Below are 22,706 nucleotides of genomic sequence, written 5' to 3'. Positions count from 1 at the left end.
GTGACAGGCATCACACTGATGTTGAATACCTTGACTTTATCTTTGATCGTGTTGGTTTGTCAATGAAAAAACCACATAAACAAAGATCAGCAAAAAAGGACCGCCCTCCTCTCGCTTGGCTTGCTCAGCGAAAGAAGGGCGGCCCTTTCTGTTGGGCAGAGGGTGCAATCGGGATGCTGGGTTATGCCTTCACTGCCGGAGCTGGTTGAGCATTGAGGCCAGCTTGGAGCGCCGGCTTGAAGCCCTTTGCGATGAGGTAGACGGCGAGGCAGATTTCCCAGGCAAATACCGGGATGGCCCCAACTCCTGCCCACACTGAAACTTGCTCATAGGCGCCGAACATCTGGGCGATGCCCGAGGTGAACACCAGCGGACCGCCGATCAGTCCGAGTACGGCGATGAATCTGGGCACGAGGGCGGACCGGTACAGCAGGTAAGCAAGAAGCGCCGTGTTGGTTCCGCAGATCAGGCTGGGCCCGATCAAAAATGCCCAGTTGTTGAAGGCGGCCAGGGCGCTCACGAGGGGGATGGTGTTGGTGCCCGCCAGGTCTGTCAGATCCTGCCTCAGGGTCACGATAGTAAGGAGGGGTATTGCGCCCACGGCTATGACACCCGCCTCAAGGGTCCGTAGCGCCACATAGCCGAGCGCAACCCCTTCGTTCTGGCGTTTGATCACGGGGTAGAGGGCCACTCCGGTTCCGACAATCGTGAGGGCCAGGACCACTTCAAGGAGTACGCCCAAAAACACCTGGCTGTCCTGGCCTCCGCCGTCAATGTAGGCCGGATTGCTGAGGACAGGCAGGTAGAGGACGCGTGCCGTAATTGAGCTGACGTGGGTGGCGAGGAAGAGGATGCCGGCAGCCAGGGCGATTCTTCGGGTTGAAATCATTTCGTCTCTCCTACGGTTAGAGGTGTACGGCGTACACCAGCGGTGAATATGACGATAGGTGTACGTTGTACACTTGTCAACAGACAGGCCACACTTCTAACGAAAGGTGGTTCCCTTGGCTCAGTCTGGAAATTCTGAGCGCCGCGCGCCCCTGAGCAGGGAGCGGGTCCTGCATGCCGCCGTCGCCCTCGCTGATGAAGCGGGAGTTGAGTCTCTCAGCATGCGTAGGCTCTCCCAAAAGCTCGATGTTGTGCCGATGGCGCTCTACAAACATGTGGCGAACAAGGAAGAGCTCCTGGATGGCATGGTGGAGGTTATCGTCAGCGAGATCGATACCCGGGTCCGGGACGAAAACTGGAAGGACGCAGTACGGCTGCGGATCCTCTCCGCCCGGGAAGCCATGCTGCGCCACCGTTGGGCATCCCAGGTGGTTGAGTCCCGCACGCATGCGCCGCCGGTGGTGCTCGAGTATATGGATTCGTTGATCCGTCTCTTTCGGGCGGGGGGACTTTCGGCCGACCTTACCCACCACGTGATGCACGCTCTCGGGAGCAGGATGTGGGGATTTACTCAGGAGGTGTTTCCCACGCCGCCCCCGCCCGCGGATCCTGAAGAGCGGGCAGCTCTGTTCCACCACGTGGCAGCGCAGTATCCGTACATCATTGAAATTGCCACGGCGGGGTCTCACGAACAGGAAACGGCCGTTGGCACTGGATGCGACGACCAGTTCGAGTTCGAGTTTGCCCTGGACCTCCTCCTTGACGGCTTTGAGCGGCTCCATCAGCAGAACTGGACGAGCAGGGCCAAGCCGGGCATACGGTAGGGGGTAGGAGGCTGCTGAAATATCCGCGGGTTAGGCCCGGTCACTGGAAGGGGCGGGCTCGCGGAGGATAACCCCTTGTCCCGGACGCCAGGTGCCGTAGACTCGCGATTGCGAAGGATGGTCAATGCTCGTGTGGGGACGGACGGGAATGGTGCAACACTGGCTGAAGAAGCATGACTGTACTCTCCACACCACTGAAGTTATCGAGCGTCTGGGACTCCTCGTGCCATGCGTCGCGGAGGAAGAGGGTACGCCTGTTCGGCCGGCCGATTTGGCGGACTGGATCTCCGTCGAGGCCGAGGACGAACCCGAGATCGCCAACCACGGCTGGCTGGTGGAACTGGACGACGGGGTCGGTCTGCTCGTTCGCCCCGATCACGACGACCTGGCGGACCTGTTGGGAGAGCAGGTGGGTGTCCGTTCGGTTGTCCAGCTCGATCGGGAAGTGTTTGCTGTTGAAGCGCCCCGGTTGTGTGCCGATGGACTGCGCGCAGCCGTTATGCAGGCCGTTGCTGCTGCCAACAGGAGGGCCCACGACCCGCATCTTGCTGGTCAGCCGGGGAGCCCGGCCGGCGACGGCTTCGCCCCGCCCCTGCCAGCGGCCACGCCTCAGGCAACACAATCTGCACAGACGGTGGAACCTCCAGAAGACGACGACTTGTGCCGGCTGGTCTCCGGTGACGCCGCCAGTGACGGCCGAAGAGTTCAAATATGGGTCAACCGGAACGGCATCCTCATCCTGCCCGCCGGCACCATCCCGCACGGTCCCTTGGACCATAGCGAGAACCCACACTTTCAGCGCGCCACCGTTTCGTCAGCTCGTGCCGTGGGCCTTGCAAAGCGTCATACAGGCAGATGGATCCCATACGCCTCCCTCAGCAAGCTCCGGCTGCGCCGGCCCGGGCTGGTACGACGCCGGTGGACAGCTACGGTCGTCGAGCAGAGTGGCGATTCTGTCCCCTTGAGCTGGCGCGGAACCCGTCCACACGCACTGTTGTTCTGGGGCTACGTCGTCGCCCGGGGCGGCCTCGGCCGGGTGGATGGACTGCCCTAAAGGACGAGCCGGATAAGTAGGAGGCGCTGGTCGTGTACGGGATTTCTCACGATGCGTCGCCGTCATCCACAGGAGTGTCCTGGCTGGAGTGGCCACTTCCTGCAAAATGCTTAGGAGGTCCGCTCGATTCGCGTGGCATCAGGGTCGGCATCGACTTCCGTATGATCGGTTCTTTGCCGGGGTTGACGATGAGGTCGATAGCAGTGGTGGCGATCTGATCGAGAGGCACGCGCACTGAGGACAGCGGGGTTGAGAGCCTTGCCGAGAGGGGGGTGTCGTTGTAGCCAACCAGTGCCAGGTCCTGCCCCACCGTGATCTGGAAACGATGGGCAGCTGCAATGACTCCCAAGGCTATGTTGTCGTTGGCCGCGAAAATTGCAGTAGGTCGTTTGTCGACTTTCTTACCCAGCAGAGATTCCGCGGCTGAGAACCCGTTCTCAATCCCGTAGCCGGCTGCCAGCATCCACTGCTCACGGGGATCAATCCCTGCCTCCCCCAAGGCCCTCCGGGCGCCTGCCAGGCGTGCGATCGCACTGGATGTGAATGAGGGGCCGGTGATCACAGCTATGTCGCGATGCCCGAGGTCGATCAGGTGCCGAACGGCCAGATATCCGCCGACTTCGTCGTCGCCCACTGCTGAGGGGCTGACCCCATCGGTTCGCAGGACGAGGGCGTGCGCTACGCCACGCTCCCGCAGGAGGCGTGGAAGCTGGTCATCTAGCCGGGCGGTGGCGAGGATCAGTCCATCCACGTTCCGATCCAAAAGGGTTTCCGCTGCACGTCGTTCGTCTTCGGACTCATCGCCACTGGTCGCCACCATGGCGAAATAGCCGCGGTCCGATGCTGCCCGCTCTATTTCCTCGAACATTAGCGCCATGACGGTATCGCTCAGGCGCGGGACCAGTACTCCCAAAGTCCGTGTCTCGCCGCGGCGCAAACTCGATGCGAATGAGTTCCGCCGATAGCCGAGCTCCTCTGCGACTTTTCGAACATGCGCTGCGGCGGCGGAGCGCGAGGCCGTGCCGCGTTCGTCAAGAGCCCGGCTTGCAGTGGAAAGACTCACGCCGCTGGCCGCTGCAACGTCCCTAAGGGTGACGTTTGTGCTTGGGGCGGATGGTTCCATGCGCATTCTCCTGTTTAGGACGGTCCTAGGAGACACTCTATTTCCTCTTTTCAAAAATCAGCCCTTGACAGTGACGCGGACCACGTCGCAAAATGAAAACGTTCCTGAAAACGTTCCCGCAAACGTTCTCATCCGCGTTGCACCCCTAGGGCGGGACTACGAATGACAAGACAGAGGCAGTTCAAAATGACCATCGATCTTCGCGGGTTGGTTCCCGCTCCAGTAACCCCTTTCACCCGTGACGGAAGCGTCGACGTCGATGCAATCCACCGGCTCGGCGCTTGGCTCGCCAGCGTTGATGGCGTCAAGGGCCTCGTCGTCCTTGGGCACGCTGGTGAGGGAACCTTCCTGACCCAGGACGAGCAGGCGCTCGTGATCTCCGCATTCCGGGATGCCGTGAACGGCAGCGTGCCGATCATCGCCGGCATCACAGGCGAGGGCAACAAAGTCGCTGCCCTCGAGGCGAAGCGGGCAGTCGATGCCGGCGCAGCTGCTGGCTTGGTATACCCCTCGCACGGGTGGCTCCGCTTCGGATATCAGCAGGGTGCACCGCAGACCCGCTATACGGAAATTTACGAAACTTCCGGCCTTCCGCTGATCCTGTTCCAGTACCCCGATGCCACGAAGGCCACTTACGACCTCGAGACCCAGCTGGAGATTGCGGGTCAGGAAGGCGTTTTTGCTACCAAGAACGGTGTCAGGAACATGAAGCGCTGGGACACCGAGATCCCGGTCCTGCGGGCAACCTACCCGGACCTGCAGATTCTCACCTGCCACGACGAGTATCTGCTGCACACCATGTTTGACGTTGACGGCGCGCTGGTCGGGTATGGCGGACTCGCCCCCGAACCGCTGGTGGAGCTGATCGCCGCCGGCAAGGCAAAGGACTACGCTGCGGCGCGGGCCATCCATGACCACCTGCTTCCGGTGACAAAAAATGTCTACCACCGCGGATCCCACATGGAAGGCACAGTGGCCCTTAAGGAAGGACTTGTGGCCCGCGGTATTCTCGAGCACGCAACCGTCCGACCGCCGCTGCTTCCCCTGGCTCCAGGTGCCAGTGACGAAATCGGCCTGGCCCTTCGGTCGGCCAATCTGGGCAACGTCACCGTTTCCGCCTGATCTCGGTCCCAACACCCCCAACGCGAGAAGGCACTTCACAGCAGTGCTGACGCCCAGCATTGCCGTGAAGTGCCATCTCGGCGAAGAACTTTTCGGTCTCCACCATCGGTCAACGACGACCCCCAGCAACGCAGCTGGAGAAGGAGGACTCGCAATGAGCGAGCAGAATAAGACCATCCACCCCCTGGATAAAAGAGGTCAGATGGTCACCCACGAGGACAACGCCGCTCCGGCCGTACCAGCCAAACGCCGGACGTTCCTTGGTTACCTTGCGCTTATGGGTCCGGCCTTTGTGGTGGGAGCCTGGCAGTTCGGACCCGGCAACCTCACTACCGCCGTCCAGGCCGGCAGCCGGTTCGACTACACCCTTGTCTGGGTCATTGCAGTATCCACCGTCCTCATGATCTTCTTCACGGACATGAGCGTCCGGCTGGGCATTGTTACACCGACGTCCCTGATCACCTCCATCAAGGAACACCTCGGTAAGTGGGTGGGCGTCCTGGCAGGATTTGGCGTCTTCGGAATCACGCTGATGTTTTCAGTCGGGAACGCCGTGGGATCGGGCTTGGGGCTGTCCCTGATCTTCGGCGGTTCTCCGGTCATGTGGACGGTTGTCTGCACTGCCGCCGTCGCGTTCGTCCTTGCCTTCAGGAATGTCTACGGAATCATTGAAAAGGCCTTGCTGGTTATCGTTGCCCTTATGGCGGTGGCGTTCGTTGCCAGCGCTGTTGTCGCGCAGCCCGACTGGTACAGGTCAATGGAAGGAATGGTTCCGCAGTTGCCGGCTGGAAGTGAAATCCTTATCGTGGCGCTGGTAGGTACCAACTTCTCCATCAATGCTGCGTTCTATACCTCCTACGGTGTCAAGGAACATCGCCGCACCCGGGCCGACTACCGCGACATCACCCTCGTCGATACGATCCCCGGCATCGTAGCCCCCGGCATCATGACGGCACTGGTCATCATCGTTGCCGCCTCGGTTTTGGGCAAGACGGGGGCAGAAGCGGGAACCATCAACGCCCTCGCCTCAGTTTTTGCGCCCCTGGCTGGCCCTGTGGGTTCCATGCTCTTCGCACTTGGCCTCTCAGGTGCAGCATTTTCCTCGATGATCGCCAATGCCACCGCCGGCGGCACCATGCTCTCCGACGCCCTCGGCCGGGGTGCCAAGGCAGGATCAACGACGGCGCGCGTCGTCACCGGAATCATCCTGGCGTTCGGCCTGGTCATCACGCTCTTGTTCCAGTCCTCGCCAGTAGGCCTGATTGTTATTGCCCAGTCACTGACCGTACTCATTGCACCCATGCTGGGCTTACTGCTCTTCATCATGAGCAACAAGCCCGAGCTGATGGGCAGTCTTCGGAACCGCTGGTGGCACAATCTCCTCGGCGCTATCGGCCTTATCGCTATCCTGGCCTCGTCCGTGAGGCTCATCACCACTCTGCTCAGCTAATAAGCACAAAAAGCAAAGGCAATGCCCCTGCAAAGCGGGGGCATTGCCTTTGCTCCGAACCTTGTTGTCGAGGGGCAAGTGAGCGCAGTCCCTTATTCGGCAACGATACGGCCACGAATTTTCTGCCTGGGGGATCAATCAAAGTCAATGCGCGAATACTGAAAAAATGACGCTCATTTCAGGGGAACCCGCCGGCCTTAGAAACCCTCGAACCCTTCGATTGTGGGCCACCCTGGCCACCGCGATCCTGGTGGTGATTGCTGCCTCCGGTTGCGTTATGTCGTCGGGGGACGGACCGCCGCCCTGTATGCCTCCCGTTTACTCAGTCGATCCGTTAAGTGCCAGCCGGGGTGAGACCGTGAGGGTGACCGCATCTGACGCTGACTGCGATCCCCGTTACGGTGAAAATGCCCTTATTTGGGTGGTGGTCACCGATGCTGCCGGGGTGGAGATCATCGACGAAACTGCCGACATGAACGACGCCGGCGGGTTCACCTACAGCTTTGAGATCCCGCCTCACGCGGCACCCGGAGAAGGCTTCGTCACAGCCACCCCGTATGCCGTCGACTGGTGCGATGACACTGGCAGGAACAATCGTGCGGGTGGAGCGGTTCCAGCTTTCCAGCTGGTCGCGTGCGCCACGCCAATGAAGCCACTGACCATCACTCCGTAGAAGCCCCCTACAGAAGAGCAGTACGTTTCCGGAACGTTCAGGAAAAAGGTGTTGACTTTTCGAGGCATCTTCGCTTGCTGTGAAAAGATTAGCCATGCCTCCGATGCAACATTCCAGCAAACTCCAGAACGTTAACTACGAACTCCGGGGACCCATCCTCCAAGCGGCAAGGGAGATGGAGGCAGAGGGGCACCGGATCCTCAAAATGAATCTCGGAGACACCGCGCCGTTTGGGCTCGAAGCTCCGGAGTCCGTTGTGCTGGATATGATTCACCATCTCCGCGGAGCGCAGGGTTACAGCGATTCCAAAGGCATATTTTCGGCCCGCACAGCCATTTCCCAGTACTACCAGACGCGGGGATTGATGCAGATTGGTGTCGAGGACATCTTCATCGGCAACGGTGTCAGTGAGCTGATCTCCATGACCCTGCAGGCGTTTTTGGAAAATGGCGACGAAATCCTGATCCCCGCCCCTGATTACCCGCTCTGGACGGGGGCGGTGACACTGGCAGGGGGCAAGCCGGTGCACTACGTGTGCGATGAGAATGAAAACTGGTGGCCGGATATGGCTGAGGTTGAATCAAAGATCACCAGCCGCACCAAAGGCATGGTAATCATCAACCCGAACAACCCCACCGGAGCCGTTTACCCGAGGTACATTCTGGAACAGTTTGCTGCACTGGCCCGCAAGCACGATCTGGTGCTGTTCTCCGACGAGATCTACGAGAAGGTCCGGTACGAGGATGCCCAGCACATCCACACCGCTTCCGTGGCGGAAGACATCTGTTGCCTGACGTTCAGCGGACTCTCGAAGGCCTACCGGATGCCGGGATACCGGGCAGGGTGGGTTGCGATCACGGGTCCCCGTGCAGCCACCCTGGCTTACCGTGAAGGGCTGGAGCTGTTGGCGTCGCTGCGCCTGTGCGCGAACGTCCCTGCCCAGCACGCAATACAGACCTGCCTGGGCGGGTATCAGAGCATTGAGGCGCTGATCCGGCCCGGAGGCAGGTTGCGCGAACAAAGGGACCTCGCCTTTGAACTCCTTACCGCCATTCCCGGCGTGACCTGCATCCCTGCTGCCGGCGCCATGTATCTCTTTCCCCGGCTGGACCCGGAGCTGTATCCCTTCGAAAGCGACGAGCAGTTTGTCCTTGACCTGCTGCGGGAGCAAAAGATCCTCGTCTCGCACGGGACAGCCTTCAACTGGCCACGGCCTGATCATTTCCGCTTTGTGATCCTTCCGTCCGTAGAAGACATCAGGGAAGCAGTACGAAGGATTGCTGCTTTCCTCGCCGCGCACAGGAGTGTCGCCATAGGCGTGTCCTAGCGGAGTAGTGTCTTGGCGCAGTAGGGGCCTCGGCCGGTGAGGCCGCCCCTACGACTGCCGCTCGTGCCGGCTGCCGTCAGCCGTACCCTCTGTCAGATGTTGCCGTCCCGGCTTTCGTTCCTGGTGATCTGTTCTCCCGTGTTCGGGTCGACGACGGACCGGGTCTCGCTGACCCTGCGGCTGCGCCCGGGGGACGCCAGGATGAGGGACGCGACCAGGCCGATGACTCCGACAGCCATGAGAATGTAACCGATCAGGGTCATGTCGACGTTGGGGATGAGGCCGGGGGTTACTGCCCAGGCCAGGATCGCACCGAGGGCGATCAGGAAGATGGAGGAACCGATTCTCATGACGTTCTCCTTTTGTCCAGGGACAAGTCCATGGAGGACTTGGCGGCAACAATGCTAAGCATGCTGTCTTGTTGTCAGGCTACATCCGGCCACCTGTTGATTCAACGTCCGCCTCTCCGGCGCGTCGCGACGGCCGCGATGGCACTCCACGGAAAAAGCTAGGCTGATCCGATGGAGACAGTCGTATGGTCCAAGCCCGAACATGAACGCGCTGGGACACCGCTGCTGGTCATGATGCACGGCTACGGCACCGACGAATCCCGCATGGTGAACCTGTTTCCCCACCTGCCCCAGGATTTCACGTGCGCCGCGCTCCGGGCTCCCACGGACATCGGGGACCATTATGGCTGGTTCCTGCTGGACTACTTCCTCACCAATGATTTTGCCGACGTCATTGCCGTCACCAACAAGGTGGGGGACTGGATCAACACCGTCAAGGGACAGCACACCAGTGTCAGCCTGCTGGGATATTCGCAAGGGATGGCTATGGCCAGTACGCTGTTGCGGCTTCGACCCCAGGAGTACCGGGCCGTCGTCGGGCTCTCCGGGTTTGTCCTGGACAACGAACTCCTGTCGATGAGTGAATCCTTTGACTCTCCGCCGCCCTTCTTTTGGGGCAGGGATAAAGCAGACCTGGTCATCAATGAGGAAGCGATTGCGTTTACTGACGAGTGGCTGCACCGGAACACACAGCTGACGGCGCGCACCTACCCTGGTATGGGACACGCGATGTGCAAGGCGGAGATGGTGGACGTCAGCGCTTTCCTTCGCCACTATGTGCTGCGCTGATCGCTCGGCCGCACAGGTGGTTTCAGGAGTCCGTGTTCTTGAGCCAGGTCATGGCATCGCTCCTGGAGGTGAAGAACCGGGTGGGGCACGGAGGGGTGTAGATTCCAAGGAAAAAGTTCGCCAGCACACGATCCACCGGGCTGGAGCCCAGTAAGGCGATCCGGTTGGCTGCGCAGGGAATGGAGAACACGGCACGGGCATCGCGGCTCACCGATTCAGTGGTGGCCATGTCCACGAGCATGGGATATTCAGAGCCGCCACTGATCTCGTTAACCATTGCCATCGCGGCCTCAGAGTCTCTGCGGTCAATACTGACCTTGGATTTCCACACGAGATGAATCACCCCGTCGGAACCCAGCGCCACGGTGCCCTTGCCGCCGTCGATAACGATAGGTTCCATGCCGTTCCCTCCCAGTGAGCATCTGGCCCCATGGTAGTGCCTGCGCGCGCTTCGGCGCGGAGGCGCCTCGCCGGGGGCCGAACCGGCCGTAATAAGCCGCCTTGATGTGCCGTTTACCCTCCTATCATTGTCTTAGCGTTTAGGAACTAAAAAAACCACTTGCAAGCGGAATTGCAAGCGCTTACACTCGACTTCGGCCATGCGGCGAAGACGCCTCTGCCAAAGGCGCACCCCAATGCACCATGCCTCACGTCTGAAAGGACAAGTATCCGCATGCCTAAACTTCACAGCAGCGCCCAAAATGCCCAGGTCAGCAGTTGGACCACGGCCTCAGCCATCCTCTTTGATCTCGACGGCGTCCTGACGCCCACCGCCGTGGTTCACGAGCGTGCATGGCAGGAACTGTTCGACGGTTACCTCGAGTCGGTGCCCAGCGCCGCGGGATACCGCGAAAGCGACTACTTCGACCACATCGACGGAAAACCACGGTTCGACGGCGTCCGGGACTTCCTCGCTTCCCGGAGCATCGTGCTTCCCGAAGGGCCCGCCGACGACGACCCCGCCAACGAAACTGTGCAGGGTCTCGGCAACCGCAAGAACCTGGTCTTCAACGAAATCGTGGCTGCGGGAGTGGAGCCCTATGAAGGTTCGGTGCGTTTCATTGAAGCAGCGCTTGCGCGCGGACTTAAGCTCGCCGTCGTCTCCTCCTCCCGGAATGCTCCCGCCGTGCTGGAAGCAGCGGGACTTTCGCACCACTTCCCTGTGGTGGTAGACGGCGTTGTGGCTGCCACGGAAGGGTTGCCGGGCAAGCCGGATCCTGCCACGTACGACTACGCTGCACGGCTGCTGGGGCTGCCGAGCGAGGAGTGTGTTGTGGTGGAGGATGCGGTCTCCGGTGTGAAGGCCGGCAACTCCGGAAAGTTCCATTCAGTCATCGGCGTAGACAGGGGTGCCGGGCGGCAGATTTTGCTGGCCGCCGGGGCTACCTTTGTGGTTAACGACCTTATCGAACTGGTGTAGGCCGCCGCAGTTTCCCCGGATTAATCACGGTATTCACGCCAAAGGACCCCCAACACCATGGCACTCATCAGCTCCGACCGCTCCCGGTTCCCCAACGACCCTTGGCGGCTCGTCGAAACTGCCCACGAACCCGGTAACGCCGGAACCCTGGAAACGCTCTTCTGCCTCGGCAACGGACATCTCGGCATCCGTGGCGGACATTGGGCCGCCGCCGACACCGAACTCCCCGGGAGCTTCATCAACGGGTTCCACGAGATCTGGGACATCAAGCATGCCGAAAATGCCTTCGGCTTCGCTCGTACAGGCCAGCGGATCCTCTACATCCCGGACGTCAACAACTTCACAGTGATCATTGACGGCGAGACCCTGAGCCTGGCCGAATCGGCCGTGCAGGACTACCAGCGGAGCGTGGACTTCGGGACCGGTGTCTACGAGTGTCGGGTCACTTGGCTGTGCCGCTCCGGTGCTGTAGTCACAACGGTTGAGCGCAGGGCCGTGGGTTTTGAGTCCCGCGGCTGCATGGCTATCACTTTGGAGCTTTACGCAGACCAATACATTTCCGCCGACGTAACGTCCTCCGTGATCAACCGCCAGGATCAGCCCGTTGAGGACCAGTCCGAGCATGATCCCCGGCGTGCCGGCCGGCACGCCGGGCGCGTGCTGCTTCCGGCGCAGCTTGAGGGCGGCGACGGATCTTTGCGGTTGTCATGGCAGGCTGCGGAATCGCGCCAGCGGATTGGGCTCGCCGTGGATCACGTGACGTCTCCCGTGCTCCAGCCCTTCGATACTCCCGTGGGCCCGGACGAGAGCCATGCCCGCTACGTTCTGGCTGTGGGACCTGACCGGCCGTTCCGGTTGGAAAAGTCTGTCAGCTATGCCGTGGCACGAGCCGTGGATCCCTCACTTGGTGACGCTTCAGCCCAGGACCCGGTAGAGCTCGCGGAGGCGGCGCTCTTGCCGGTGGCGGATATTTTCGCCCAGAGCCAGACGCATTATGCCGATTACTGGGCCACAACGGACATTGTGGTGGGTGCGCAACCAGAACTTCAGCAAGCCATCCGCTGGAGCCTCTTCCAACTGGCCCAGGCAACTGCTTGTGCCGACGTGGCCGGCATTCCCGCCAAAGGCGTAAGCGGTTCGGGCTACGAAGGGCACTATTTCTGGGACCAGGAGATTTACCTCCTGCCTTACCTGACATATACCAACCCCGATGGCGCCCGCCAAGTCCTGGAATTCCGTCACGAAATGCTTCCCGATGCCAAAGTCAGGGCCAAGGAACTCAGCGTGGACGGTGCCCTGTTCCCCTGGCGGACCATCAATGGATTGGAGGCCAGCGCCTACTACGCTGCAGGAACCGCCCAGTTCCACATTGCCGCCGCCATTGCGTTTGCCACCAACAGATACCTTTGGGCCAGCGGGGATGAGGACTTCAAAGCGGGCATGGGGGCCGAGCTGCTCATCGAAACGGCACGCATGTGGGTATCCCTTGGCTTCTTTGGGAAGGACGGGCAGTTCCACATCCACGGTGTCACCGGTCCAGACGAGTACACGGCAGTTGTCAATGACAACCTCTATACGAACGTTATGGCGCGCTTCAACCTGCGCGCTGCTGCAGCACTGGACCACGCGGGGATTGACGACGCCGAGCGGCAGCTTTGGGCGGCTGCTGCGGACCGCATGCAGCTGCCGTTCGATGAGCGGCTCCAGGTTTACTCCCAGGACAACGACTTCATGACCCTGGAGGGCTGGGACTGGAGCACTCCCCGTTCCAAGTACCCGCTGCTGCTGCACTTCCATCCCTTGGTGATCTACCGGCACCAGGTGCTGAAGCAGGCGGACACGGTCCTGGCAATGTTCCTGCAGTGGGCGGACTTCAGCTCTGAGGAAAAGCGGCGCGCGTTCGATTTCTACGACCCCATCACCACGGGAGACTCCACACTGTCCGCCTGTGTCCAGGGAATCATGGCCGCAGAAGTGGGCTATGGAAAAGCCGCGCTGGAGCACTTCACCAATGCCCTGTTCATCGATCTGGATGATACCCACGGCAACACGATCGACGGTGTGCACATCGCCTCCACCGGCGGGGTCTGGAGTTCACTCGTGTGCGGGTTTGCCGGGATGCGTGACCAGGGAGCCTTGCCGTTCTTCGATCCCCGCTTGCCCAGTGAATGGGAGCGGCTTTCGTTCCATCTGAAGCTCCAGGGGAGGCTTCTGTATGTGGACCTTAGCCACGAAGGAATCGTCCTTTCCGTTCGTGAGGGTTCACCTTTAGACGTCAGTGTCCGGGGCGAAGTCCACACAGTGGGAACCGACCCGGTGCACCTGGCACTTGAGCCGGTTGAAGTGCCCGAGCCTACGGTCTTCCCCAGCGGACTTCCGACGGCGAGCATCCCGATCGTACGGGCGCGCGCCTAGCATCCAGCTTGGGGCGGAACCATCTTCACCTCGGAAGGCTTCTATTCGAGGAGGCTGGCGTCCCGAGCGTCCTGATGGGTCACAACTGCCCGCCTCCTGTCGAGGGGGTGGGCAAGTTCGTCTTCCGGCATCTTGGCCGCGATCAGCGCAACGACGGACATGACGGGGCAGACGGTTCCGGCCACCAGGAAGATCACCCAGATGGGCACCACTTCTGCTGCCGGGCCGGCGAGGGCCATGGACACGGGCATCAGGGCCAGCGATACGAAGAAGTCCAGGCTCGAGATCCTGCCGAGCAGGTGTGGTGGTACCCGCCGCTGCAGCAGGGTTCCCCAGATGACCATCCCCACGCCACCGGTCGCGCCGAACACGAACAGGACAGTTGCCACCGCCCAGAAGCTGTCCATGAACCCGACGGCGGCCAGCGGCAGTGCCCCGGCTCCCCAGGCGACCATCATCAGAGTGAGGTAGCGCCTGGGCAGTGGAAATGATGCTGTGGCCAGGGAGGCCACTGCGCCTCCTACCCCCATGATGGCCAGCAGGAAACCGAACATTTTTGAGTCCCCGCCGAGTTGGTCCTCCACCACGAACGGCAGCAGCACTTCGATGGGCCCGATCAGGAAAAGTACCGAAATACATGCCCACAGGAGGGTCCACAACAGCCAGGGTGTGCGGACTGTGTATCTCACGCCCTCGCGGAGGTCATGGAAGACCGACGTCTTGGCTCGCTCCGGGGTGGGCTGGCCGTCATGGCCGGGCGCTTCCAGTGCATGCTGCCCTAGGAAATTCAGAACGATAAATGCCGTCACGTGGCAGAGGGCAACTCCGGCGACGGCATGTGATGGAGAAAGTTCGGCAACGATAATTCCTGCCAGCGCCGGGCCGGCCGCCTGTTGCAGGATGGGCCGCATGGTGCCCTCCATACCGTTAGCGGCCAAGAGATCTTCCGGCGGCAGGATCCTTGGCAGGATGGCCGAGTAGGCAGGGAAGAAGAAGGCCGCACCCACGCCCAACACAAACGCACCCGCCGCGAGATGCCATAGTTGCAGCCAGCCCATAAAGGACAAACCGGTGACCGCCGCTATGACGGCGAGATTGGTGCCCTCCACCGCAATGATGAGCAGCCGCTGTGGAAGACGATCCGCTGCAATGCCTCCGGCCAGGACGAATGCGACCAAACCAACTCCGGCGGCTGCAGCCACTAAGGAAAGCTCCAACGGCCCGCCACCGAGATGGATCACCTGGTACACCATGGCTACGGCCCACATTCCCGAGCCGAAGATCGAAACAGCCAGGGCTGCAATCAGTACGCGGTACTCCCGATGCGCAAACGGACGCAGGGCTCGAGGGGAAGGCATAGGGCAATTCTAGGCCGGGCACCCCCTCGGGCTCCGGACATTCGCGTTAGGCTCCCGGTAGGGGGACACTTGGCACGGGGAAAAGCACCACTGGATCGTCCGTACCGGGACCGTTCCCGCAGGGGCCTCCTCGGCCGGGATCGTCACGGCGGGCCATGGCCTTTGTTGGGGCAAACCCTGGGCTCGCGTTACATCCGGTGGACCGCGACGGCGTGCATATCCCCGGAGAGCCGGCAAGCTGTTTTGCTTCGTTCTGGATGGCTGACTGGTCGCGCTGGGGTGCTGGACAGGCCCTGCTGATCGCTACCACGCAAGGTTGGCGGAGCTATGGACCCAGCGAATTCTTTGCAGCATCCATGGCCTCTGAATTCACCCGCTTCTTCCCTGAAGCCGCCAGATTTCCGCTTACTGAACTGACCCACACGCAGGACGAGTTCGACGTCGAACTTGACCTTGAACACGGCTTCCGGGCGATCGGCGGCAGGGCTGAGCTTGAAATCAGCGGCGTCCTTGACCGCTGGCAATTTGCAGCCCCCGACTTTCAGCTTGGCGGCGGAAGCGGGACGCTCAATAACGTATACCTGCCCTGCAGCTCCGCCCGGTTGAGCGAGTTGGGAATCCGGTGGCCCGGCGCCCCCGTCACGTATTCGGGACCGCGGGGACCGTCGTCGTCGTCGGCCTACATGGCAGTGGCGGAATCATGGATGACCTAGTCCGCTGCTGGCGAGGACATTGCCTCGAGGAACATCCATGGTGGCCTAGGGTGGTGGTGGATGAAAGTTTTCCGCTCTGCGGGGTATATGACAACTGACAAGTGTTCCCGATCCCACATGAGGTGATGATGGCCATGCGACAAAACCCGGCAATGAAGATTGCGCAGAAGACAGCACGGAACGCGGTTTTCGATGCCAGCGGGAAGCCCAAACCCGGAGTCCACAGCATGCTTTTGCGTGCAGTTGAGGTCCAGCGGCCCCTTGTCCTGGCCAACATCCGGCGTCTCCAGCGGAAGTATCCGACCGCCACCGCAGCACAGCTGGCGGACAAACTTGAGCGTGACTACATTGCTGCCGTTACAGGGGGCGGCGCCTTGGTGGGCGGCTCTGCAGTGGTTCCAGGAGTTGGAACGGTGGCTGCATTGGGGCTATCGGCCCTGGCAACCGTTGGATTCCTGGAGGCAACGGCACTGTACGCAACCTCCCTCGCCGAACTCCATGGTGTACGGATGGTGGACCCGCAGAAGGCAAGCACCTTGGTTATGGCCATCATGCTGGGGGAGGAGGGCACGTCCTTGCTCGGCTCACTCGGCGGCCAGGCGACAGGAAAAGGCAGGGGGCCAACACAGGCTTGGGGTTCCGCTTTTGCCCGCGCCACCCCGTTTTCCGGCGGAACGGTGCGTGAGCGCATCCAGAAGGCCTTCCTCCACAACCTGTTGAAACGCCAAGGCACAGCCTTGTTGGGACGAGCCCTGCCGTTCGGTGTGGGCGCTGTAGTTGGCGGAGTGGGCAACCGCATGATGGGACGAGCCGTTGTAGCCAATGCGAAAAAGGCGTTTGGCCCTATGCCGGATACAATTCCGGGGGAGCTGAGGGCCGGCCCAACAGGTGGAGCAGCAACCACAGACTTCGCATCGGGAAACCCCGAACGGGGAAACATGATTCAGGGGAACCCTGTTCAGGAAGGCGAAACTCTTGGACCTTAACGCCGATTTAGGGCAATCATTCGGCCCATGGGCAGCCGGGAATGACGCCGCGCTTATCCCGCTGCTGACCAGCGCCAATGTCGCCTGCGGGCTGCACGCCGGAGACCCCGTGACCATGCTGGACACATGCCGCGCCGCAGTCGAACTGGATGTCACCGTCGGTGCGCATCTGGGCTACCGCGACCTGCAAGGCTACGGACGTCGTTTCCTGGACGTGTCCTTTGATGAGCTTTTTGGTGATGTGCTTTACCAGCTTGGCGCCCTGGACGGAGTGGCCCATGCTGTCGGTGCCTCAGTGGACTACGTCAAGCTCCACGGCGCCCTCTTTGCCCGCACCCTGCACGACGCCGAGCAGGCCTCCGCTGTAATCGCTGCGATCCAAGCCTATGATCCCGGGCTTCCTGTGCTGGGCGTGCCGGACTCTGCCCTGCTGACATTGGCCGCAGAAGGGGGTCAGCCCGTATTCCACGAGGCGTATATCGACCGGGTGTACCTTCCCGACGGCCGGCCCATGAGGCGGGACGAGGATGGAGCAGTACTCGTCGATGAGGAACAGATTGTAGACCGGGCGGTCCGCCTTGCGCTGAAAGGCGAGGTGGAGGCAGCTGATGGAAGCTTGCTGCGCCTTCGTGCCGATTCGCTTTATCTCTCGGCGGACGTTCCGAACTCAACGAGGACAGCTTCCGCTGTGCGGGAGGCCTTGCTTCAAGTCGGCGTGGAGCTTGACGCCTTCGCCTGAACGTCCAGGTCCCGGGCAGCGGCTTGACGTTTCCTGAGGACCTTCCCTGCTCCTGCCAGCAGCGTGAGAGCCACAAGCCGACGTCGGGCTGTCCGGCTGCGACCATGCCACCCGCCTTCCACTCTGGCGGTTCGCTTCACCGCTGAAGGGCGGTAAAGGTTCCCCGACGAGGCGCCAGCAGCGTGTCTGCGGGACAGTTGTGTTCTGTCCACCTGCCTTGCCATCACGGCTTCCATCGTCCCCGGTGTCAGCTTGAACTGGAGCAGCATGAAGCGCCCGATTGTACCCACCACAGCCTCCCGGCGGGGTTTCCGTGCCAACTTCACAACGGTACGGGCCACCCGTTGCGGAGTGTGGACGGGCGGCAATGCCTTCACTCTATGGCCCGTGTAATTTGCGGCCTGCTGGAAAATAGGGGTGTCGATCGCTGCGGGCAGGACGGTACAAACATGGACGTCGGGAAGTCTGTCCAGGATGAGTTCGGCACGCAGGCTAACGCCCAGGGCCCGGACGGCTGCCTTGGAGATGGAGTACGCCGCCGCGTAGGGCTGTGCGATGGCAGCGACGACCGAAGAGACGTTGATGAGGACTCCGGATCCCTGCCTCCGGAAATGAGGGAGCGCCGCCCGGGCTCCATGCACGTAGCCCATAACGTTCACTTCCAGCACTCGTTCGAAATCCCGGAGGGGGACGTCCTGGAAGCGTCCGAACGCAGCCACGGCGGCATTGTTGACCCAGACGTCGATCCGTCCGAACGCCTCTATGGCGCGGGCAGCCAACTTGTCCATGGCCGCAGCATCGGAGACGTCCGTTGGCACAGCCACTGCCTTGACGCCAAGCTTCCGGCACTCTCCGGCCAGGGATTCAAGCGCCTCCGAACGCCGTGCAGCGAGAACCAGGCGGGCCTTCTTCCGGGCAAAGGCGAGGGCTGTGGCGCGGCCAATTCCGCTGGATGCGCCTGTGATGACAACAACAGAATCTCTTGTCCGCATGTTGGTCTCCCAAGTTCATCAGAGCTCAAGCATTTGGCTAAAACTAAGCAAGCTTAGTTTCTAGATGCTACCCAGAAATGCCGCCGGGAACAACGACGTCGTACACCAGGTCCTGTCCCAGAACCCGGACCCCCTCGGTGGGTTGGTGCGGCACGCGTTTTCCGGAAGGCATGAGGTGGTTAACCCCGACGCCGTCGAGCAGGACGCAATGATCGGCGATCAGTCGCCGGTGGCACCTCCACCACAGGGTCTCGCTTTTGGGAAGCAGTTCCGTGCCCCACCGTGAACAGGAGCTCAGGCAAAGCATCAGCCGAAGATCAGGTGGGCCACAGTGAAGATCCCGCAGCCGGCCAACGCGCCCACCACTGTGCCGTTGATCCGGATGAACTGCAGGTCCTTGCCCACCTGCAGTTCGATCTTGCGTGAAGTCTCTTCCGCATCCCAGCGGGCTACGGTGTCTGTGATGACCGCGGCAATATCCGAGCGGTAAGTCTTCACAAGGTAGCCGGCAGCGTCACCGATCCACGCGTTCACCTTGCCCGCCAGCTCGTCGTCGTCCACCAGGCGGGAACCGAAGTCCCGAACGGCGGCCTTGAACTTGATGGTCAGTTCGCTGCGGGGATCGTCGACGGCGTCGAGCAGCGCCCGCTTCACCGTGCCCCACGTGCGGGAAGCAAGCTCGCGGACTTCGGGATCGCCGAGCACCTGGGCCTTGATCCCTTCTGCCCGGGCGATCATCACGGGATCATGCTGGAGGTCCTGCGCAAGGTCGTTGAGATAGGTATCGATCGACTTCCTTACCTGGTGCTGCTGATCCGTTTGCACTGCCCGGACGAACTTCAACACCTCCACATACACCTTGTCGCCCACCAGCCCGTCCACGAACTGCGGCACCCATTGCGGGGAGCGCTGTGAGACCAGCCTGGTCACCGTCTCATGGTTCTGCGCTACCCAATCCACGGTCCTGTCCACCAGAAGGTCCACGAGGGTATGGTGGTGGCCGTCGGCGAAAATCCGCTCGGCGAGCCGTCCTACGGGCGGTCCCCACGGCGGCGCCAGCAGGTGCTTCCGCACCATGCCTTCAATGACTGCCTGGACGTTGTCGTCATTCAGAACCTTGAACGCCCCGCGGATGACGGCGGCACCCTCCTTCGCGACTCGTTCGGCACCGCCCGGGCCAGCCAACCAGGAGCCCGCCTTCCTCGCGACATCCACGCTGGCAAGCTTCTCCTGCACCACCTGCTCGGACAGGAAGTTGGTCTCGACGAACTCACCGAGCGAGGCGCCGATCTGGTCCTTCCTCCGGGGAATGATAGCCGTGTGCGGGATCCTGATACCCATGGGGTACTTGAACAGGGCAGTTACCGCGAACCAGTCAGCAAGCGCACCCACCATTCCGCCCTCAGCAGCCGCGCGAACATACTGCAGCCACGGATATTCCTCCTGAAGGGCGAACGCAAAGACGAAGATAACGGCCATGGCAATGAGCATCGCCAATGCGAGCAGTTTCATCCTGCGGAGGGCAGCAGCCTTGATGGCGTCACCGGTTGCCGCCTCGGTTTCGGTGTTGGATACGCGTCCGGGAGCGGCCGGAACGGTGGTTGCCTCAGTATTCACCTGCATGTGCCCAGCCTAGCGCCGCATCTTTAACAGGTGTCCGATAACGTGGCAGCATGACAATCGACGAGTCCAGACCCGTTCGTCCCCTGGTCTATGCCCATCGCGGCTCGAGTGCCGCTTTCGCCGAGCACACCCGCGCGGCGTACCTGCGGGCTATTGCCGAAGGTGCCGACGGTGTGGAGTGCGACGTCCACCTCACAAAGGACCAGCACGTTGTCCTGCTGCACGACGCAAACCTGGACCGTACCTCCGACGGCACCGGGCCCGTGGCGGAACGGACCCTGGACGAGCTCAGGCTCTTGGATTTTTCCTCCTGGAAGGGCGCCAGAATTCCCACCGAGTACGGTGCCAGGTCAGAACAGTTCCTGACCCTGCCCGAGTTGTTGGATATCCTCCGCGCAGCGGCCAGGCCCATCGGCTTGGCCATTGAGCTCAAGCACCCGAGCCCTTATCAGCTGAAGCTCGAGGACCGGGTGCTTGAAGTGCTCAGGGCCGAGGGATGGGATTCGCGCTCTTCCGCGGTGGACAACGTTTCCGTATCCTTCATGAGCTTCAGCCCCGACTCCGTGAGACATCTGCGGAAATCCGTACCCGGTGACTACATTTGCCAATTGGTGGATGACATCAACGTTGAAGAGATCCGCGAAGAACTGGGACTTGGCCCGTTCACCGGCGGGGCAGTCGCCAACGTCATGAAGGCAGCCCAGCTCGAAGGGGAGAGAATTCTCGACGAGGGTGAAGTAGGCATGGCGGGTCCGGGGATCGATTACGTCCGTCAGCACGCCAGGGCAGTGCAGCGCTGGCTTGAATCGGGCCGCCGTTTCAGGGTGTGGACGGTGGACTCAGAAAATGATGTGGCACTTTGCCAAGGGCTGGGGATTCACGAAATCACCACCAACCGGCCTGCGCAGGTTTTGGCACAGCTTTAGGAAACGGATATTTAGAGCATGACCCTCCTTAAGTCCCCGGCTGTGCGCGTGGGCATTTCCATCAGCATCGCCACAGGCCTTTACGGCATCTCCTTTGGTGCACTGTCCGTGTCTTCCGGCCTGGACTTTTTCCAGACCATGGCACTCAGCTTGCTCTTGTTCAGCGGCGGCTCGCAGTTCGCGTTCATCGGTGTTGTTGCAGGCGGTGGGACCGGGATTGCCGCCATGAGTGCCGCCACCCTGTTGGGTATGCGAAACGGCATCTATGGGATGCAGCTCAACGCCTTGCTTCGGCCAAGCGGATGGCGGAAGTACGTAGCAGCGCACATCACCATTGATGAATCCACAGCGACCAGTACCGGCCAGACCGATCCTGCTGAGCAGCAGCGTGGATTTTGGACGGCGGGGATTGGCATCTATGTCCTCTGGAACATCTTTACAGCGGTAGGAGCCCTCGCCGGAAGCGCCCTTGGCGACCCGAAGCAATGGGGCCTCGACGGCGCAGCCGTGGCCGCCTTCCTGGGTCTGCTGTGGCCACGGCTCAAAGGCCGGGAGCCGGTTGCCATCGCTGCTGTTTGCGCTCTCGCCACCGTGCTCGCGGTTCCTCTGGTGCCGTCAGGGGTGCCGATTCTGATCGCGGCGGTGGTCGCAGCAGCGATTGGCTGGTTCAGCCATGGTCGCAGCGACGAGGGCATGGAGCCGGACGTCGATCCCTATGCCGAACGCCATCATCACCACCTTCATAGTCACCCCCGGCATGAAGCCACGGCACCAGGGCAGAAGACTGCTCCTGAGGAAGGTGCGCGATGAGCCTCTGGATCTGGCTTCTGGTCTCCTGCCTCCTGGGGTATTTATGGAAGCTAACTGGCTACTTTGTTCCGGCCAGCCTGCTCAGGAACCCGCGTATGTCGAGGATCGCCGGCACAATGACCATCGGACTTCTGGCGTCCCTGACCGTCGTCAACACGGTGGCAGCAGGTCAATCAGTGACCCTCGACGCCCGAGTCGGAGCGCTCGCCGCCGCAGCAATAGCGCTCTGCCTCAGGGCGCCGTTTCTCGTAGTGGTCCTGGCCGGTGCTGCGGCTGCAGCAGGGCTAAGGCTCCTGGGCTGGAATTAACTCGAGCCTTCAACGGGCCATTTGGGGCCGTTCCCGCCTCCGATGAAGGGCTTGATGAAGGCGCGGGGGAGAATGCCGCTCTTTTCTACGGCCCTAAGGCCCTATCCGGCGAAACTTGAAATATGCCAGTATTCGAGAATGACTGAAGAAAACGTCCCGGCTGAAGCAGGGGACGATGACGATACGCGCGCGCAGCCACGGGTTTCTCCGCCCACGACAGGATCCGAGTCCAACCGTGACTTACAGGATGTGTCCCGCCGTCGTCGGGACTCCGAAGAGAAGCTGCAGCAGCACTTGAAGGAAGCGCAGGATAAACCTGCCGGGGCACAAGACGGACCTTCCGAATGACAGGATGGCCCATCGCGCCCCTGAGTTCAGGTGACCACAATTTTGGCGGTCACGGCTCAGGGAGTCTTGTTTCAGGCGGCACCATAGGCGTCAGGAAACTTCCGATCCTTCCGGCGTTCCAGCTCTTCGGAAGCGAGCTCGTACCAGACTTGGGCGCCGAACTCAGGTTCGGGTGTGTCCAGGTTCCGGTACAGGGCGTCCACCAATTGCTCGAGTTCCCGCACCGTAGCCTCGGAGAGGACAACCCCGGGATCCCGGGAGTCATTGATGTAGTGGACCAGCTGGGGGCGGTTCATGATGCCGCCGCCGTGAGCCGTAGCGAAGAGGTTGGGGCAATGAGTCGCCGGGCTGCCAAACGTGGAAATTCCGGGCGGAAGCAGTCGGGCTGGAGATGGCGTTGCAGTTGCACGGACATTACTAGCTCCAATACCGAGGATCTGGGGCTGACTGCGTAACCCACAAAAAGTC

The 22,706-nt window shown here is 61.4% G+C and carries 25 protein-coding genes; 17 read left to right on the top strand and 8 right to left on the bottom strand.

Annotation, left to right across the window (positions count from 1 at the left end; genetic code table 11):
- Positions 1-181: 181 nt before the first annotated feature.
- Entirely contained in the window at positions 182-889 is a 708-nt protein-coding gene (locus M1E05_RS19210) for a DUF4386 domain-containing protein (RefSeq protein WP_458113000.1), read from the bottom strand.
- Between the two features lie 115 nt (positions 890-1,004).
- On the opposite strand from M1E05_RS19210, the gene M1E05_RS19205 reads away from it, so the two are divergent.
- On the top strand, positions 1,005-1,712 hold the full coding sequence (locus M1E05_RS19205; RefSeq protein WP_461163912.1) for a TetR/AcrR family transcriptional regulator C-terminal domain-containing protein: 708 nt from the start codon (positions 1,005-1,007) through the stop codon (positions 1,710-1,712).
- Between the two features lie 124 nt (positions 1,713-1,836).
- Positions 1,837-2,766 carry a hypothetical protein gene (locus M1E05_RS19200; protein ID WP_461163911.1) on the top strand — a complete coding sequence of 310 codons (930 nt, stop codon included), beginning with the start codon at positions 1,837-1,839 and terminating at the stop codon, positions 2,764-2,766.
- 46 nt (positions 2,767-2,812) lie between these two features.
- Here M1E05_RS19200 and M1E05_RS19195 read toward each other — a convergent pair whose 3' ends face one another.
- Entirely contained in the window at positions 2,813-3,889 is a 1,077-nt protein-coding gene (locus M1E05_RS19195) for a LacI family DNA-binding transcriptional regulator (RefSeq protein WP_461163910.1), read from the bottom strand.
- 186 nt (positions 3,890-4,075) lie between these two features.
- On the opposite strand from M1E05_RS19195, the gene M1E05_RS19190 reads away from it, so the two are divergent.
- The 4 genes from M1E05_RS19190 (at position 4,076) to M1E05_RS19175 (ending at position 8,461) form a co-directional block, all read left to right on the top strand.
- Complete coding sequence (locus M1E05_RS19190) at positions 4,076-5,011, top strand: dihydrodipicolinate synthase family protein (RefSeq protein WP_461163909.1); 936 nt, start codon at positions 4,076-4,078, stop codon at positions 5,009-5,011.
- Positions 5,012-5,165: 154 nt separating this feature from the next.
- Positions 5,166-6,461 carry an Nramp family divalent metal transporter gene (locus M1E05_RS19185; RefSeq protein ID WP_461163908.1) on the top strand — a complete coding sequence of 432 codons (1,296 nt, stop codon included), beginning with the start codon at positions 5,166-5,168 and terminating at the stop codon, positions 6,459-6,461.
- A 166-nt stretch (positions 6,462-6,627) separates the two neighbouring features.
- A complete protein-coding gene (locus M1E05_RS19180; protein ID WP_461163907.1) occupies positions 6,628-7,134 on the top strand; it encodes a hypothetical protein in 507 nt (168 codons plus the stop codon).
- 94 nt (positions 7,135-7,228) lie between these two features.
- A complete protein-coding gene (locus M1E05_RS19175; RefSeq protein ID WP_461163906.1) occupies positions 7,229-8,461 on the top strand; it encodes a pyridoxal phosphate-dependent aminotransferase in 1,233 nt (410 codons plus the stop codon).
- A gap of 92 nt (positions 8,462-8,553) precedes the next feature.
- Here the strand turns inward: M1E05_RS19175 and M1E05_RS19170 are convergent, their stop codons facing one another.
- Positions 8,554-8,811 (bottom strand): DUF6458 family protein, encoded by a 258-nt coding sequence (locus M1E05_RS19170; protein ID WP_458113008.1) that lies wholly within the window; start codon positions 8,809-8,811, stop codon positions 8,554-8,556.
- 171 nt (positions 8,812-8,982) lie between these two features.
- On the opposite strand from M1E05_RS19170, the gene M1E05_RS19165 reads away from it, so the two are divergent.
- Entirely contained in the window at positions 8,983-9,600 is a 618-nt protein-coding gene (locus tag M1E05_RS19165; RefSeq protein WP_461163905.1) for an alpha/beta hydrolase, read from the top strand.
- A 22-nt stretch (positions 9,601-9,622) separates the two neighbouring features.
- Here M1E05_RS19165 and M1E05_RS19160 read toward each other — a convergent pair whose 3' ends face one another.
- On the bottom strand, positions 9,623-10,000 hold the full coding sequence (locus M1E05_RS19160) for a DUF7793 family protein (RefSeq protein WP_458113010.1): 378 nt from the start codon (positions 9,998-10,000) through the stop codon (positions 9,623-9,625).
- A gap of 273 nt (positions 10,001-10,273) precedes the next feature.
- On the opposite strand from M1E05_RS19160, the gene M1E05_RS19155 reads away from it, so the two are divergent.
- Positions 10,274-11,020 carry an HAD family hydrolase gene (locus M1E05_RS19155; RefSeq protein ID WP_458113011.1) on the top strand — a complete coding sequence of 249 codons (747 nt, stop codon included), beginning with the start codon at positions 10,274-10,276 and terminating at the stop codon, positions 11,018-11,020.
- A 57-nt stretch (positions 11,021-11,077) separates the two neighbouring features.
- Complete coding sequence (locus M1E05_RS19150; RefSeq protein ID WP_461163904.1) at positions 11,078-13,435, top strand: glycoside hydrolase family 65 protein; 2,358 nt, start codon at positions 11,078-11,080, stop codon at positions 13,433-13,435.
- Positions 13,436-13,476: 41 nt separating this feature from the next.
- Here M1E05_RS19150 and M1E05_RS19145 read toward each other — a convergent pair whose 3' ends face one another.
- A complete protein-coding gene (locus M1E05_RS19145) occupies positions 13,477-14,793 on the bottom strand; it encodes an MFS transporter (RefSeq protein WP_461163903.1) in 1,317 nt (438 codons plus the stop codon).
- A gap of 155 nt (positions 14,794-14,948) precedes the next feature.
- Here M1E05_RS19145 and M1E05_RS19140 point away from each other — a divergent pair, with 155 nt between their 5' ends.
- The 3 genes from M1E05_RS19140 (at position 14,949) to M1E05_RS19130 (ending at position 17,231) form a co-directional block, all read left to right on the top strand.
- On the top strand, positions 14,949-15,506 hold the full coding sequence (locus tag M1E05_RS19140; protein ID WP_461163902.1) for a hypothetical protein: 558 nt from the start codon (positions 14,949-14,951) through the stop codon (positions 15,504-15,506).
- Between the two features lie 128 nt (positions 15,507-15,634).
- Positions 15,635-16,492 (top strand): hypothetical protein, encoded by an 858-nt coding sequence (locus M1E05_RS19135; RefSeq protein WP_461165294.1) that lies wholly within the window; start codon positions 15,635-15,637, stop codon positions 16,490-16,492.
- Positions 16,482-17,231, top strand: coding sequence for a LamB/YcsF family protein (locus M1E05_RS19130; protein WP_461163901.1), 750 nt, complete (start codon positions 16,482-16,484; stop codon positions 17,229-17,231). The genes M1E05_RS19135 and M1E05_RS19130 overlap by 11 nt, the downstream gene beginning before the upstream one ends.
- Here the strand turns inward: M1E05_RS19130 and M1E05_RS19125 are convergent.
- Positions 17,198-18,223 (bottom strand): SDR family oxidoreductase, encoded by a 1,026-nt coding sequence (locus tag M1E05_RS19125; protein WP_461163900.1) that lies wholly within the window; start codon positions 18,221-18,223, stop codon positions 17,198-17,200. The genes M1E05_RS19130 and M1E05_RS19125 overlap by 34 nt on opposite strands.
- A 64-nt stretch (positions 18,224-18,287) precedes the next feature.
- Between M1E05_RS19125 and M1E05_RS19120 the strand changes: the two genes are divergently transcribed.
- Positions 18,288-18,509 (top strand): hypothetical protein, encoded by a 222-nt coding sequence (locus M1E05_RS19120; protein WP_458113017.1) that lies wholly within the window; start codon positions 18,288-18,290, stop codon positions 18,507-18,509.
- Positions 18,510-18,529: 20 nt separating this feature from the next.
- On the opposite strand, the gene M1E05_RS19115 is transcribed toward M1E05_RS19120, so the two are convergent.
- Complete coding sequence (locus M1E05_RS19115; protein ID WP_461163899.1) at positions 18,530-19,846, bottom strand: DUF445 domain-containing protein; 1,317 nt, start codon at positions 19,844-19,846, stop codon at positions 18,530-18,532.
- Between the two features lie 50 nt (positions 19,847-19,896).
- Here M1E05_RS19115 and M1E05_RS19110 point away from each other — a divergent pair, with 50 nt between their 5' ends.
- The 4 genes from M1E05_RS19110 (at position 19,897) to M1E05_RS19095 (ending at position 22,238) form a co-directional block, all read left to right on the top strand.
- Positions 19,897-20,772 (top strand): glycerophosphodiester phosphodiesterase, encoded by an 876-nt coding sequence (locus tag M1E05_RS19110; RefSeq protein ID WP_458113019.1) that lies wholly within the window; start codon positions 19,897-19,899, stop codon positions 20,770-20,772.
- An 18-nt stretch (positions 20,773-20,790) separates the two neighbouring features.
- Positions 20,791-21,582: an AzlC family ABC transporter permease gene (locus M1E05_RS19105; RefSeq protein ID WP_461163898.1), complete on the top strand. Its 792-nt coding sequence runs from the start codon at positions 20,791-20,793 to the stop codon at positions 21,580-21,582.
- Positions 21,579-21,890: an AzlD domain-containing protein gene (locus M1E05_RS19100; protein ID WP_461163897.1), complete on the top strand. Its 312-nt coding sequence runs from the start codon at positions 21,579-21,581 to the stop codon at positions 21,888-21,890. The genes M1E05_RS19105 and M1E05_RS19100 overlap by 4 nt, the downstream gene beginning before the upstream one ends.
- Positions 21,891-22,028: 138 nt before the next feature.
- Positions 22,029-22,238 (top strand): hypothetical protein, encoded by a 210-nt coding sequence (locus tag M1E05_RS19095; protein WP_461163896.1) that lies wholly within the window; start codon positions 22,029-22,031, stop codon positions 22,236-22,238.
- Positions 22,239-22,309: 71 nt separating this feature from the next.
- Here the strand turns inward: M1E05_RS19095 and M1E05_RS19090 are convergent, their stop codons facing one another.
- Positions 22,310-22,534: a hypothetical protein gene (locus M1E05_RS19090; RefSeq protein WP_461163895.1), complete on the bottom strand. Its 225-nt coding sequence runs from the start codon at positions 22,532-22,534 to the stop codon at positions 22,310-22,312.
- Positions 22,535-22,706 lie beyond the last annotated feature (172 nt).

This window comes from Arthrobacter sp. R4-81, from assembly GCF_054792365.1.
Note: the sequence above shows the minus strand (reverse complement) of the source record. Positions and strands in the feature narration are given on the sequence as shown.